We start from the raw sequence: 13629 nt of genomic DNA, 5'->3' as shown, positions 1-13629 counted from the left end.
CCGGAAGACAGGTATGGACCGGCAACCCGACGCAGGTCGCGGAATGCTGCCTTTGTACGCGGCGCCGGCTTCTAAGCAGATAACCTATTGGTACTAGTCCCCTGTTCGCGGCGCCGCCGACGCAGTTACAGTGTTCCGGCACGCTCACGGGAGGGAGGTGCGACGCGCAATGCCGGCCATGGGAATGCCCGCCGATGCTGCGTCGCGTACCGATCTGCCGCCGGCGCGCCGGCGTCGCATGCGTATTCAGGGGCGATGCGCCGTCGCAGGATCGCAACACCGCTGTAAAGAACCGCCGGATTCGTCCGCTATTGCATGCGGGCGGCTCGTTGTTCCGGCGATGCGCCCCGCACCGCGGCCGAGGGAAGGTCGTGGTCGGCATCACGCTGCACCGCCCGCGCAAGCCTTGCCGTCCCGTCAGTCGAGTGCCGGCGCGCTTTTTTCCTCATCAAGAAGACGACCACACCATGCGCCATACCCTTCTCTTCGCTGCGCTGTGCCTGACCGCCGCCGCTCCTGCCGCTGCCGCCAGCGGGTTCGACGATTGGCCGACCAAGGTCGCCTTCAGCGACGGCACCGAACTGGCCGTGACCGGCAACTACGGCTACGACTGGAACAACTTCTCCGACGACGACGCGCGCCTGGAAGACGACAACGCGTTCCGCCGCAAGGAATTCGGCGCCACGCTGAAGAAGAAGGGCGTGTACGACGCGATGGTGTACTTCGACTTCCAGTCCAAGCTGTGGCTGGACGTGTTCTTCCGCTTCGAGACCAAGGCGCTGTTCGGCAGCGACTACGGCAAGGTGCGGCTGGGCTACATCAAGGTGCCGGTCGGCCTGGAAGGCGTGACCAGTTCGCGTGCCGACAGCTTCCTGGAAACCGCGCTGCCGATCCAGGCGATCTACCAGGGCCGCCGCACCGGCGTGGAGTGGACCTTCGAGCGCCCGCAGTACCTGCTGCAGGCCGGCGCGTACGGCGGCAAGGACCTGCAGGGCGACAACCCCGGCACCACCCAGGCGGTGCGCGGCGTGTGGACCCCGTTCAAGGCCGAGGGCGACGTGCTGCATCTGGGCCTGGCGTATTCGCAGGAAAACCCGCGCGGCTACCACAACGGCCTGGACGTGAGCTTCAGCCCGCGCGTGCGCCTGCGTGCGCGCCCGGAAGCCGGCCTGACCGACGTGCGCCTGGTCGATTCGGGCACCCTGGTCGATGCCGACCAGGTGCGCCGGACCGGGCTGGAAGCGATCTGGATCAAGGGTCCGTTCTCGATGCAGGGCGAAGCGCTGCGCGCCGAGGTCACCCGCGACAACGGTCGCCCGGACTACACCGCCGACGGCCAGTACGTGTTCGCCAGCTACGTGCTGACCGGCGAGTCGCGTCCGTACAGCGCCGGCAACGTGGCCAACATCAAGCCGGCCAACGCCTACGGCGCGGTCGAACTGCTGCTGCGCTACAGCCGCCTGGATCTGGACGACGGCACGGTGCTTGGCGGCCGCCAGCACGACTGGACCGTGGGCGCCAACTGGTACCTGACCAGCCACTTCAAGTTCCAGGCCAACTACGTGCGCGCCGATGCCGAACGCGCCGGCGTGCACACCAAGCCGGACTCGATCGACCTGCGCGCGCAGGTGCAGTTCTGATCGGCAGCTCCTGATCGGCACCCGATCGGCATTGTCCGATCGGATGCGTTCACAACGAAGACCCACGGCGGCAGCGCCGGCCCGCACTCGGGCCGGCGCTGCCGTCGTGCATTCGGCCCCCGTCCGCGGCGGCCGTTTGCGCGATCGCGGCGACGCTGCGACCGTCCGCGAAACGAATCGCCAGCACGCGTGCCGCTGCCGCTAAGCTGGCAGGATACCGTCCCGACCGCGCCCACTCCGCATGTATCCCGCCCTGCGCTATCGCCGCTTCGCCCTGCTCCTGCTCGCCGCCCTCGGCGGCATGGCGTTGGCGATGCTGTCGGCCGGGCATTTCGCCGAACAGCGCGCGCTGCGCGCCGAGAGCCGGCAACTGCGCCAGCAGTTGGAGCTGTACGCGCAGACCCTGCAGCAGCGCATCGACCGCTACCGCACGCTGCCGCAGGTGCTGGCGCTGGATCCGGAACTGCGCGATGCGCTGACCCAGCCGTTGGACCCGGCCGACCACCAGCGGCTGAACCTGAAGCTGGAGCGCGCCAACGACGTCACCCGTTCCTCGACGCTGACCCTGATCGACGCCGACGGCGTCGCCGTGGCCGCCAGCAACTGGCGCCTGGCCAGCAGCAACGTCGGCGCCGACTACAGTTTCCGTCCCTACGTGAAGCAGGCGCTGGCGCAGGGCAGCGGCCGTTTCTACGGCATCGGCATGACCACCGGCGTGCCCGGCTATTTCCTGTCGCAGGCGATCCGCGACGATACCGGGCGCACCCTGGGCGTGATCGTGATCAAGATCGAACTGGCCGCGCTGGAACGCGAATGGCTGCGCGTGCCCGACGTGGTGCTGGTCAGCGATCGCCATGGCGTGGTGTTCCTGTCCAGCCGCGACGCCTGGCGCTACCGCCAGCTGCAGCCGCTCAGCGCGCACGAACGCGACGAACTGCTCGCCACCCGCCAATACGCCCGGCAGACCTTGCTGCCGGCGCGGCGGCGCAGCCTGGCCGCGCTGGACGACGGCGGCCAGGTGATGCGCATCGACGCGCCCGCGCAATCGGCGCCGCTGCTGTGGCAGAGCATGGCGCTGCCGGAAAGCGGCTGGCGCCTGCATCTGCTGCACGACATCGGCGGCAGCCGCGCCGCCGGCCGCGCGGCCGCGCTGGCCGCGGCCGGCATCTGGCTGGCGCTGGTGTTCCTGGGCCTGCTGTTCCAGCAACGCCAGCGCCTGGCGCGGCTGCGCCAGCGCAGTCGGCGCGAGCTGGAATCGCTGCTGCAACAGCATGCGCAGGAGCTGCGCACCGCGCAGGACGGCGTGGTGCAGGCCGCGCAACAGGCCGACACCGGCCTCAGCCGCAGCCTGGAGCATCTGCCGCAGGGCGTGGTGATCATCGATGCGCAGTTGCGCCTGGTGGCGTGGAATTCGCGCTATCTGGAGATCTTCCGTTTCCCGCCGGAGCTGATCCGCATCGGCCGCCCGATCGAGGACGTGTTCCGCTACAACGCGCGCCGCGGCCTGCTCGGTCCCGGCCCGGTGGAAGCGGCGATCCAGCGCCGCCTGGACCACCTGCGCAGCGGCCGCCCGCACATGCGCGAGAGCGAGAAGGACGACGGCACGGTGCTGGAAATCCGCGGCAACCCGCTGCCCGACGGCGGCTTCGTCACCAGCTACGCCGACATCACCAGCTACAAGAACGCCGCGCGCGAACTGCGTTCGTTGGCCGACGCGCTGGAGCACCGCGTCGCCGAGCGCACCCGCGACCTGGCCGACGCCAAGCGCGAGGCCGAGAACGCCAATCGCTACAAGACCCGCTTCGTCGCCTCGGCGGTGCACGACCTGCTGCAGCCGCTCAACGCCGCGCGCATGTTCGTGTCCGCCTTGCGCGGCAAGCTGCACGACGACGACGCGCGGCAGATCGCCGACCATGTCGACAACGCGCTGGTCGCGCAGGACGCGATCCTCAACAGCCTGCTGGACATCTCGCGGCTGGAAGCGGGCACGCTGAAGACGCAGGTGCGCGACTTCGCGCTGGGGCCGCTGCTGCAGACCCTGGCGCACGAGTTCGGCATCGTCGCCGAGGACCGCGGCCTGCGCCTGGACTACGTGCCCACCCGCGCCGCGGTGCGCAGCGACGAGACGCTGCTGCGGCGCATCCTGCAGAACTTCCTGTCCAACGCGATCCGTTACACCCCGCGCGGACGCGTGCTGCTGGGCTGCCGCCGCGACGGCGACAGCCTGCGCATCGAGGTCCACGACCAGGGCCCGGGCATCCCCGAGGCGCTGCAGCAGGAGATCTTCGAGGAGTTCCGCCGCCTCGGCGACGGCGTCGCCCACGACCGCGGTGCTGGCCTCGGCCTGGCGATCGTGGAGCGCATCGGCCGCCTGCTCGGCCACCGCATCGGCCTGCGTTCGCAGCTCGGCCGCGGCAGCGTGTTCGCGGTCACCGTGGCGCTGGGCGACGCCGCCGCCGCGGCGCAGGCGCAGGCGCCGACCGCGGTGGCCAGCGACAACGGCGACGACCCGATCCTGCACGGCTGCCGGGTGTGGTGCATCGACGACGACCCGCGCGTCTGCGAGGCCAGCCGCGCGCTGCTGGAACGCTGGGCGTGCCGGGTGGAACTGGCCGCCGGGCCCGAAGAGGCGCTGGCCGCGGCGCAACCGGCGCAGGCGCCGGAGCTGGTGCTGCTGGACGTGCGCATGGGCGAGCGCGACGGCCCGGCCTTGTTCGCGCAGCTGTGCGGGCGCTGGAACGCCGAACCGCGGGTGATCCTGGTCACCGCCGAACCGGATCCGGCGCTGCGCACGCTGGCCCAGGCGCAGGGATGGGGCTTCCTGTCCAAGCCGGTGCGCGCGCCGGCGCTGCGCGCGCTGATGACGCAGATGCTGTTGCGGCGGGGCTGAACCTCGCTCCCACCGGAGCATCAGCCCCTCTCCCATCGGGAGAGGGGTTGGGGTGAGGGTGCGGTGCGAAAGCGACTCGCGGAGTTGGGTGCACGAGGCTGCGCCCGTCCCCTCATCCGCCCCTGCGGGGCACCTTCTCCCGAAAAGGGGGCCATGGTCCCGGGGGGAGAAGGGAACAGCGCTAGCCCCTCTCCCCTCGGGAGAGGGGTTGGGGTGAGGGTCCGGCGCGGAAGCGACTCGCGGAGTTTGGGTGCGCGAGGCTGCGCACGTCCCCTCATCCGCCCCTGCGGGGCACCTTCTCCCGGGGGAGAAGGGAACAAGCATCAGCCCCTCTCCCGTCGGGAGAGGGGTTGGGGTGAGGGTGCGGCGCGAAAGCGACTCGCGGAGTTGGGTACACGAGGCTGCGCCCGTCCCCTCATCCGCCCCTGCGGGGCACCTTCTCCCGGTGGGAGAAGGGAACAGCGCTAGCCCCTCTCCCATCGGGAGAGGGGTTGGGGTGAGGGTCCGGCGCGAAAGCGACTCGCTCAGTTGGGTGCACGAGGCTGCGCACGTACCCTCATCCGCCCCTGCGGGGCACCTTCTCCCGAGGGGAGAAGGGAACAGCCGGCGCGCATAGCCCCACCGACGCCCGATGCACCCCGCCCCGCTCACCACTCGCGTGGCGCGATCAACTCCTCGGCATCGGCAGCATCGAAGCCGTAGGTCCTGGCGATGTACAGGAAGTCCACGCCGATGTTGTCGCGCGCGGCGGTCTCGATCTCGCTGTCGTGCGCCTCGAACTCCAGCGCCAGCGCGTTGAATTCCTCGGTGGCGGCGTGGGTGAGCCGGTACAGCGCCGGCAGGTCCGGCGGGGCCTGCGCCTCGATCGCCTCGCACAGCCGCAACAGGATCTTCTGGCCCTTGCCGACCAGGAAGGAAGGGAAATAGTCGTCGTCCAGCATTTCCTGCAGGAACGGGTAGTAGGCGATCTGCTCGTTGCGGATAGGCATGGTCCGGGGGTCCTTTCCGCCCGCAGGAAGCGCGGGCGCCAGTGCATAGCATCGCGTATCCGGGCGCGGCGGAAAACGCTCCCGGCCCATCGCAGGGCAGATCGCTGCGCGCGGGGTTCAGGCCTCGCCTTCCGGCTCCAGCGCCTTGACCAGCACCGCGGCCTGGGTGCGGCTGTGGCACTCGAGCTTTTTCAGGATTGCCGTCACATGCACCTTGACCGTGTTCTCGGCCAGGCCCAGTTCGTAGGCGATCTGTTTGTTGAGCAGGCCGTCGGCCAGGCACAGCAGCACCCGGAACTGCTGCGGGGTCAGCTGCGCCAGGCGTGCGGCCAGTTGCGCGTCGGCTTCCGAACGCGCGGCGGTCAGCGGCGGGAACCAGGTGCCGCCATCGAGCACCGCCGCCACCGCGATGCCGATGGTCTCGGCCGGCGAGGACTTGGGAATGAAGCCGGCCGCGCCGAACTGCTGCGCACGGCGGATCACCCGCGGGTGGTCGTTGGAGGAGATCACCACCACCGGCACCTCCGGACGTTCGCCGCGCACGTGCAGCAGGGCCGAGAAGCCGCGCGCGCCGGGCATCGCCAGGTCCAGCAGGACCAGGTCGGCGTGCGCCTGCGCGGCCAGCGCGGCATCCAGCGTGGCGGCGCTGGATGCCTCGGTGACCCGCGCGCGCGGCAAGGCCTGGCGCAGCGCGTGCAGCACCGCGGCGCGGAACAGGGGATGGTCGTCGGCGACCAGAATCGTGGGCGCATCCATGCCTACAGTCTGGCATGCGCGGCCGCCGCCGTGCCGGCCCCGCGCCAGGAATCGCACCGCCCCCGGCATTGGCCGCGTTCAAGCCGCAACGCCGGCGGCCGATAGCGAGGCGTGATCCGGACTCTTTCGACCCTGCTGCGCGGCCTGCGCCCGACCGGGTGCCGCTGCGCGCTGCTGGCGGCGCTGCTGGCGCCAGGCGCGAGCGTGGCCGCGACGCTCGCCGCGACAGCCGCCAGCGATGGCGACGACACCGAGTTGCCGAGCAGCCTGGAGCATTTCGGCCTGGGCGACGGGCTGTCGCAACTCACCATCACCGCGCTGCAGAGCGACGACCAGGGCTTCCTGTGGATCGCCACGCAGGAGGGCCTCAACCGCTTCGACGGCCATCTGTTCCGGGTCTACCGGCACGAGCTCAACGCCAGCGACCGGCAAAGCCTGCTCAGCAGCAGCATCGACAGCCTCGCCTTCGAGGCCCGCGGCACCCGCCTGTGGCTGGGCAGCAACGACGCCGGCCTGGAAGTGATCGATCTGGCCACCTGGAAGCGGCATCGGCTGGGCGTGGCCGACGGCCTGTCGCACAACCGGATCATGAACATCCTGATCGATCCGCAGGGCGGCGCCTGGCTCGGCACCGAACACGGCATCGACCGCGTCGACGCGACGCTGAGCCGGGTGCTGCCGCTGGGCGGCGATGCGCCGGTGGTCGGCCTGACCTGGATGCCCGACGGCAAGCGCGCAGTGGCGCTGGACCGGCGCTGCCGGCTGTGGCTGCTCGGCGCGAGCGCACGCCAGGCGCTGCCGGCGCCGCCCGGCATCGACGAATGCGTGGGCCTGCAATCCGGGCCGGAAGGGCTGTGGCTGGCCTCGGCCAGCGCCGGGCTGTTCAAGCTCGACGCGCAAGGCGCCACGCTCGCCCACTGGAGCACGCAGCAACTGCTCGCCGGGCACAGCGATCTCAGCGCGCTGATCCGCCTGGCCGACGGGCGGGTGCTGGTCGGCTCCACCAATGCCACGGTGACGCAGTTGGACAAGGATGCGGCGACGCCGCGGCGGCTGAGCTTCGACGTGCCGCCGCAAAGCGCCATCACCCGGTTCTATCAGGACGGCAACGGCACCTGGTGGATCGGCACCTACACCGCCGGCCTGTACCGGGTGCGGCCGATGTCGGCGGTGATCCGCAACGACGAGGAAGACCTCAGCGACACCCATGCCTGGCCCAGTCCCAGCGTGCGCAGCATCTGGCGCGACGGCGCGCGCATGCTGATCGGCACCGACCAGGGGCTGTTGCTGCGCGAGCGCGGCCGCGCGCCGTGGCAGGTCCCGGCCGCGCTGGCCACGCGCATGGTGCGCGCCATCGAGGGCGACGGCCGCCACTGGTGGCTGGGAACCCGCCACGGCCTGTGGCGCCTGGACGGCAGCGGTGCGCTGGCGCGCGTGGACGGCCTGGCCGATGCGCACGTCAACGCCCTGCTGCGCGAAGGCTACACGCTGTGGGTGGCCACGCGCCGCGGCCTGACCCGGGTGGTCGACGGCCGCGTGCAGGACGATCCGCGCTGGGCGCCGCTGGCCGGGCGCACGCTGACCCGGGTGTACCGCGACACCCAGGGCACGCTGTGGATCGGCTGCAACGACTGCGGGCTGTGGCGGATGCGCGGCGACCGGCCGGCCGAGCCCTATCGCCCCGGCGGCACCGGCCTGTATCCGTCGGTGTGGTCGCTCTACGAAAAGGACGGCGTGCTGTGGGTCGGCACGTTCTCAGGCGGACTGTATGCGGTGGACCTGAAGCGCGACGTCGCGGTGCGCTACACCGACCGCGAAGGCCTCAGCAGCAACGTCATCTACACCATCCTGCCGGATCCGCAGGGAAGGTTGTGGCTGAGCACCAACAACGGCCTGAGCGTGCTCGATCCGGCCACCCGCATCGTGCAGAACCTGGGCAGCCGCGACGGCCTGCAGAACCAGGAATACAACAGCGGCCAGGGCTATCGTGACAGCCGCGGCCTGCTGTATTTCGGCGGCACGCAGGGCGTGGACGTGATCGACCCGCGCAAGCTGCCGCTGCGCAGCAACCCGGCACGCGCGGTGCTGACCGACCTGCGCGTGCTCGACGCCAGCGAAGGCAGCCACGACGGCAAGCGGCAGACCGAGACCGACGTGGTGTATGCGCACGACATCGCGCTGGACTATCGCGACAACGTGTTCACCCTGGGCATGACCGCGATCGACTTCACCGCGCCGGGCACGGCGCGGCTGCGCTACCGGGTCGACGGCCTGCACCAGGGCTGGGTCTATCCGCAGACCGCGCACAGCGAATTCTCGGTCAGCCATCTGCCGCCGGACCGCTACACGCTGGAGCTGCAGGCAGCCGGACGCGACGGCCAGTTCGGCGCCGCGCGCACGCTGCGGATCGAGGTGCGGCCGCCGCCGTGGCGGCATCCGCTGGCGTACGCCGGCTACGCGCTGCTGGGCCTGTTGCTGCTCGGCCTGGCCGCGCAACGCGTGCGCCGCACGGTCAACCGCGAGCGCGACATGGTGGAACTGCTGAACCTCACCGTCGCCGAGCGCACGCGGCAGCTGGAGCGCGCCAACCAGCAGCTGCTGCAGAGCAATGCGCAACTGGAAGCGGCCACCCGCCTGGACCCGCTGACCCGTGTCTCCAACCGCCGCGAACTGCAGGATTGGCTGGCCCGCGAATGCCCGGCGCTGCGCGCCCAGCTCGACACCGGCAGCAGCGCCGATGCGCTGTATTTCTTCATGATCGACCTCGACAACTTCAAGCGCATCAACGACGACTACGGCCACCAGGCCGGCGACACCGCACTGGTGCACTGCGCCGACAGCCTGCGCGCGCTGTGCGGCGACCGCGACCTGCTGGTGCGCTGGGGCGGCGAGGAATTCGTGCTGGTCACCCGCCTGTCGCGCGACGGCGCCGCCGAGGCGCTGGCCGAGCGCCTGCGCGCGGCGGTGGCCGCGCAGCGCTTCGCGCTGGAGCAGCGCGAACTGACGCTGACCTGCTCGATCGGTTTCGCGCCATGGCCGTTGGTGGCGGCGTGGCCGGCGCTGGGCGATTGGGAGCAGAGCGTGGGCCTGGCCGATCGCTGCCTGTACGCGGCCAAGGGCGCCGGCAAGAACGCCTGGGTGGGGCTGGGCGCCGGCGCGGCACCGGACCGGCCGCGCGTGCAGGCCTTGCTTGCCGGCGGCGCGCCCGAACAGCTCGGCGACAGCGTGCGCATCCTGCACTCCACCGCGCAGCCGCCGCACTTCGCGCGTTGAACGCCGGCGCCCGCCGCGGCGCGTTCAGCGCGGCGGATGGCGGCGCATACTGCTGCGCCAGGCATCCAGGAACTGGCGGCGCTTGAGTGCGTCCAGGTACACCAGCAAGCCCGGCCCCAGCGCGATCGGGCGGAATGCGGGAGTCGCCGCCGGCGTCGTGCCACCGGCGCCCGGCAGGATCGGCTTGAGCCACGCCTCGCGCGACAGCACCTGCTGCCCGCGCGGCGACAGCAGATAGTCGAGGAACCGGCGCGACTCGGCCGCGTGCGGCGTATCGCGCGGAATCACCGCGGTGCGCAGCGCGACCAGGGTGTAGTCCTCCGGCTGCACGATCGCCAGCGGCGCGCCGGCGTCGATCCGTGCCTGCGCGTAGGAACCGAGCACATTGTAGGCCAGCAGCAGTTCGCCGCGGCTGACCCGGTCAAGCAGCACGCCGGTGCGTTCTTCCAGCACCACCTGGTTGTCGCCCATCGCCGCCAGCAAGGCGCCGGCCATGCTGCCGATCTGCCCGTCCTGGGTCGCGAACAGATAGCCCACGCCGCTGCGCTCCACGTCGTAGGTGCCGATCCTGCCGCGCAGCGGCATGCCCGGCGCGCGCAGCAGCTCCAGCAACTGGCGGCGCGTGCGCGGCACCTGCGCCGCCGGCAGCCGCGCCTTGTTGTAGACGATCGCCACCGGCTCGTAGCTGATCCCGAACGCTTCATGCCGCCATTGCGCCCACGCCGGCAACGCCTCGGTCTGCGGCGAGCGGTGCGCGAGCGCGTGGCCGTCGTTCACCAGCTTGGTCTGCAGGTCCATGCTGGCGCTGATCAGCAGGTCGGCGCAGCGTGCGCCGGGCCGCGGATGCAGGTAGCGCTGGTACATGTCCCAGGCGATCACGTCCTGGTACACCACCTCGGTGCGCGGATGCAGCCGCTGGTAGTCGCCGATCACCGCGGCGAACACCTCGATGTCGGTGGAACCCTGGATGCACAGCTGCGCCTGGGCGCTGCCCTGCGCCGGGAAGCGGCGGATGTCGCCGGGCGCGGCCAGCGCGGCGTGGGCGAACAGGACGACCAGCACTGCGGCAGCCGTGCGCAGCAGAAAATGCGAGCTCATGGGTGCAACCTGGGCAGGCGCAGGCTGGCGATCAGGCCGCCACCGACGCGGTTGGACAGATCGATGCGCCCGCCGTGGCTGTCGACCACGCGCTTGACGATCGCCAGGCCGAGCCCGGCGCCGCCGGCGGCCGCGCCCTCGCCGCGCGCGAAGCGCTCGAATACGCGCTCGGCGTCGGCGGCGGCAATGCCCGGGCCGTGATCAGCCACGGTCACCACGCAATCGCGCGCTTCGCAGGTCAGCGCCACCTGCAGCGCGCCGTCGCCGCCGTACTTGCAGGCGTTGTCGATCAGGTTCTTGATCGCCTCGCGCAGCAGCAGCGCGTCGCCGCGCACCATCGCCGGCTCGCTGGCGATGGCCAGTTGCACGCGCGGACGCGGTTGCGACTGCGGCAGCGCTTCGTGCAGCGCCTGATGCACGACCTCGGCCAGATCCACGCTGGCGTAGCGCTGCAGGTTGGCGCGGTGGATCACGCTGGCGTCGCTGAGCAATTGGTTGAGCAGGCGGCTCATGTGCGTGGCGTTGCGCTCGATCGCCTCCAGGCTGCGGCGCATGTCGCGCGGATCGTCGTCGTCCAGCGCCAGCTGCGCCTGCGCGCGCAACGCGGCCAGCGGCGTGCGCATCTGGTGCGCGGCCTCGGCCATGAACGCGCGCAAGGTCTCGTTGCTGCTCGCCAGGCGCGCCATGAAGCGGTTCAACGCCGCCACCATCTGGTGCATTTCCTGCGGCGCGGCCAGCGCCAGCGGCTTCAGCTCCGAGGGTTCGCGCCGCGACAGGTCGCGCTCGATCCGCTGCAGCGGACGCAACGCGCGATACACCCCCAGCCAGACCAGCGCCAGCGACAGCAGCGACAGCACCGCGATCGCGACCAGCGCGTGCAGCACCACATCCTGCGCCAGCGCTTCGCGCGCGCGCCGGGTCTGCCCGACCTGCACCCACACCTCATCCTGCGCCGCGGCCGACGACACCCGCCGCGCCACCACCGCGAAGCGCACCTGCTCGCCGCTGTAGAACGCGTCGAACAAGCGCGGCGCCGCGCTGGCACGCGGCAGCGACGGCGCCTTCGGCAGATCGTCGTAGCCGGTGATGGTGCGCCCGCGCACATCGAACACCCGGTAGAACACCCGGTCCTCCGGCGCCATCGCCAACAGGTCCAGCGCCGCGTACGGCAGGTCCACCTGCCATTGCCCGTCGGCCAGCGCCACCGAATCGACAATCGACAGCGCCGAGGACACCAGCAGGTGATCGTAGGAACGGTTGGCCGCACGCTGGCCGTAGTCGCGCGCGGCGAAGAACAGCGCCACCGCGCCGAGCAGCGACAGCGCCCCCAGGTACAGCAGCAGCGTGCGCCGGATCGACGGTGCCGGCAGCGCGGCCTCAGCCATCGCCGCCTGGGTCCTGCGGCGTCGCTGGCGGCGAATCGATCCCGGCCGCTTCCAGCTTGTAGCCGACCCCGCGCACGGTGACGATGCGCAGCGGCGCACCGACCAGCTTCTTGCGCAGGCGCCCGACGTACAGCTCGATCGCATTCGGCCCGGCCTCGTCGTCGAAGCCGAACAGCCCGTTGCCGATCTCGTCCTTGCCCACCACCTGGCCGAGCCGGCCGATCAGGATCTCCAGCAGGCGGTATTCGCGATTGGGCAACTCGATCGGCGCACCGTCCAGGCTGACCGTATGCGCGGCATTGTCGAAGGCGAAGCCGCCCAGCTGCACCACCTCGCTGGCGTTGCCGCGATTGCGCCGCAGCAGCACCCGGCAGCGCGCCTCGAACTCGCGGAAGTCGAACGGCTTGCCAAGGTAATCGTCGGCGCCCACGTCCAGCGCCTGCACCCGGTCCTCGATGCCGTCGCGCGCGGTCAGCATCAGCACCGGCGTGGTATCGCCGCGCTCGCGCAGCCCGGCCAGCACGCGCAAGCCATCCAGCCCAGGCAGGCCGATATCCAGCACCACCAGGTCGAAGCTCTGGTAGCGCAGCACGCTGGCCGCGCCCAGCCCATCGCTCTGCCAGTCCACCGCATGCCCGCTGCGGCGCATGCGCCGCACGATCGCATCGGCCAGATCGGCGTTGTCCTCGACTAACAAGAGACGCATTGGGGATGACCAGCCGTACGGCTGTGGAAAGCCGGGATTGGGGATTGGCAAATGCCATTATGCCGGCGGCTGCCAACCCGCTTGCGCCGCGCTGGCAGCCGGCGATCGAGGTCGGGACGATGCGCAGCATCGAAATCGCAGATCACGGCCACCGCCGCTGCGCCCACTGAGGGCGCGTTCACAGCGACCGCACGCTGATCGACGCCATGCTCGGATCCGTGGTGAAGATGAGGCGGTGCAGGTAAGCGCCTGGCACGGCCGGATCCGGCAACGTCTGCATGACGATGGAATACATCGGCGTATCGACAGCGCCGGCCATGGCCTGGACTGCGGCGGAGAATTGCGCATCGCTGAGATGCGTATTCGAAGCCGATGCCATGCAGACATGGGTTCCGCATGCGACATCCTTGAGCGCGAAACCGGGATCGGCCTCGCTCAAGTAGTCCCTGAAATTCCTCTTGTAGGCCCTGGATTTGGCCACACCGTCGGACTCGGCCTGGCTTGCCACCTTTTGCAGGATCAGGTCGAAGTCCTTGCCGCCGATGACACGCATCGCCGTCTCGCCGTCGATCGACTTCCCCGTGAGAAACGCCATCTCCGCCGCCGCTGCCGGCGGGCGATCCTGCGGTGCAGGGAACGTTTCGGTGATGTCGGGTGAGGTCTCCTCGGCTCGAAGCAGGTCCGTCCCTGAGCGCGCTTTGGCGCCGGCGGCGCGCGCATCGCGCGCCTCGCCCTCAGCGGCGGCAGCAGAGGCGACGGTGCCTGGCTGCGAGCGTGCGGCGACAGGCGACCGCTGCCAAAGCATGAACGCTCCGACCGCGAGAACCAGGACCGACAGGCCGGCGAGCACTCTACGCATGGCGACTCCGATGACGCGCGATTGGGGCCAGGG

At 70.8% G+C, this 13629-nt stretch carries 10 protein-coding genes; 4 read left to right on the top strand and 6 right to left on the bottom strand.

Going from position 1 to position 13629, the window contains the following annotated elements:
* The first annotated feature begins 467 nt into the window (after nt 1–467).
* Together JR064_RS09820 and JR064_RS09815 are read left to right on the top strand one after the other, a co-directional pair.
* Nucleotides 468–1640 (top strand): OprO/OprP family phosphate-selective porin, encoded by a 1173-nt coding sequence (locus tag JR064_RS09820; RefSeq protein ID WP_179567122.1) that lies wholly within the window; start codon nt 468–470, stop codon nt 1638–1640.
* 241 nt (nt 1641–1881) lie between these two features.
* Nucleotides 1882–4530, top strand: a complete 2649-nt coding sequence (locus JR064_RS09815) for a hybrid sensor histidine kinase/response regulator (RefSeq protein ID WP_206229604.1) — start codon at nt 1882–1884, stop codon at nt 4528–4530.
* A 647-nt stretch (nt 4531–5177) separates the two neighbouring features.
* Here the strand turns inward: JR064_RS09815 and JR064_RS09810 are convergent.
* Both JR064_RS09810 and JR064_RS09805 read right to left on the bottom strand, forming a co-directional pair.
* Complete coding sequence (locus JR064_RS09810) at nt 5178–5519, bottom strand: DUF5713 family protein (protein ID WP_179567133.1); 342 nt, start codon at nt 5517–5519, stop codon at nt 5178–5180.
* Between the two features lie 117 nt (nt 5520–5636).
* A complete protein-coding gene (locus tag JR064_RS09805) occupies nt 5637–6275 on the bottom strand; it encodes a LuxR C-terminal-related transcriptional regulator (RefSeq protein ID WP_179567135.1) in 639 nt (212 codons plus the stop codon).
* Nucleotides 6276–6386: 111 nt separating this feature from the next.
* Between JR064_RS09805 and JR064_RS09800 the strand changes: the two genes are divergently transcribed.
* A complete protein-coding gene (locus tag JR064_RS09800) occupies nt 6387–9548 on the top strand; it encodes a diguanylate cyclase (RefSeq protein ID WP_338123883.1) in 3162 nt (1053 codons plus the stop codon).
* A gap of 24 nt (nt 9549–9572) precedes the next feature.
* Here JR064_RS09800 and JR064_RS09795 read toward each other — a convergent pair whose 3' ends face one another.
* The 3 genes from JR064_RS09795 to JR064_RS09785 are packed head-to-tail and all read right to left on the bottom strand — an operon-like array spanning nt 9573 to nt 12737.
* On the bottom strand, nt 9573–10646 hold the full coding sequence (locus tag JR064_RS09795) for an ABC transporter substrate-binding protein (RefSeq protein WP_206229603.1): 1074 nt from the start codon (nt 10644–10646) through the stop codon (nt 9573–9575).
* Nucleotides 10643–12031, bottom strand: coding sequence for a sensor histidine kinase (locus JR064_RS09790; protein ID WP_191824544.1), 1389 nt, complete (start codon nt 12029–12031; stop codon nt 10643–10645). Before JR064_RS09790 ends, JR064_RS09795 begins: the two co-directional genes overlap by 4 nt.
* A complete protein-coding gene (locus JR064_RS09785) occupies nt 12024–12737 on the bottom strand; it encodes a response regulator transcription factor (RefSeq protein ID WP_179567141.1) in 714 nt (237 codons plus the stop codon). Before JR064_RS09785 ends, JR064_RS09790 begins: the two co-directional genes overlap by 8 nt.
* Before the next feature lie 5 nt (nt 12738–12742).
* Here JR064_RS09785 and JR064_RS09780 point away from each other — a divergent pair, with 5 nt between their 5' ends.
* Nucleotides 12743–12907: a hypothetical protein gene (locus JR064_RS09780; RefSeq protein WP_191824545.1), complete on the top strand. Its 165-nt coding sequence runs from the start codon at nt 12743–12745 to the stop codon at nt 12905–12907.
* Nucleotides 12908–12915: 8 nt separating this feature from the next.
* Here the strand turns inward: JR064_RS09780 and JR064_RS09775 are convergent, their stop codons facing one another.
* Nucleotides 12916–13596, bottom strand: coding sequence for a hypothetical protein (locus JR064_RS09775; RefSeq protein WP_191824546.1), 681 nt, complete (start codon nt 13594–13596; stop codon nt 12916–12918).
* Between the last annotated feature and the right edge of the window lie 33 nt (nt 13597–13629).

The sequence above is a fragment of the Xanthomonas bonasiae genome, assembly GCF_017163705.1.
GTDB classification, from domain to species: domain Bacteria; phylum Pseudomonadota; class Gammaproteobacteria; order Xanthomonadales; family Xanthomonadaceae; genus Xanthomonas_A; species Xanthomonas_A bonasiae.
The sequence above is the reverse complement of the archived record's forward strand: the minus strand, read 5'-3'. Positions and strand labels throughout refer to the sequence as shown.

What these genes read in the sequence shown, in the direction of transcription:
- JR064_RS09820 (WP_179567122.1), top strand. Translation starts at nt 468, where the DNA reads ATGCGCCATACCCTTCTCTTCGCTGCGCTGTGCCTGACCGCCGCCGCT.
- JR064_RS09815 (WP_206229604.1), top strand. Translation starts at nt 1,882, where the DNA reads ATGTATCCCGCCCTGCGCTATCGCCGCTTCGCCCTGCTCCTGCTCGCC.
- JR064_RS09810 (WP_179567133.1), bottom strand. Translation starts at nt 5,519, where the DNA reads ATGCCTATCCGCAACGAGCAGATCGCCTACTACCCGTTCCTGCAGGAA.
- JR064_RS09805 (WP_179567135.1), bottom strand. Translation starts at nt 6,275, where the DNA reads ATGGATGCGCCCACGATTCTGGTCGCCGACGACCATCCCCTGTTCCGC.
- JR064_RS09795 (WP_206229603.1), bottom strand. Translation starts at nt 10,646, where the DNA reads ATGAGCTCGCATTTTCTGCTGCGCACGGCTGCCGCAGTGCTGGTCGTC.
- JR064_RS09790 (WP_191824544.1), bottom strand. Translation starts at nt 12,031, where the DNA reads ATGGCTGAGGCCGCGCTGCCGGCACCGTCGATCCGGCGCACGCTGCTG.
- JR064_RS09785 (WP_179567141.1), bottom strand. Translation starts at nt 12,737, where the DNA reads ATGCGTCTCTTGTTAGTCGAGGACAACGCCGATCTGGCCGATGCGATC.
- JR064_RS09780 (WP_191824545.1), top strand. Translation starts at nt 12,743, where the DNA reads ATGACCAGCCGTACGGCTGTGGAAAGCCGGGATTGGGGATTGGCAAAT.
- JR064_RS09775 (WP_191824546.1), bottom strand. Translation starts at nt 13,596, where the DNA reads ATGCGTAGAGTGCTCGCCGGCCTGTCGGTCCTGGTTCTCGCGGTCGGA.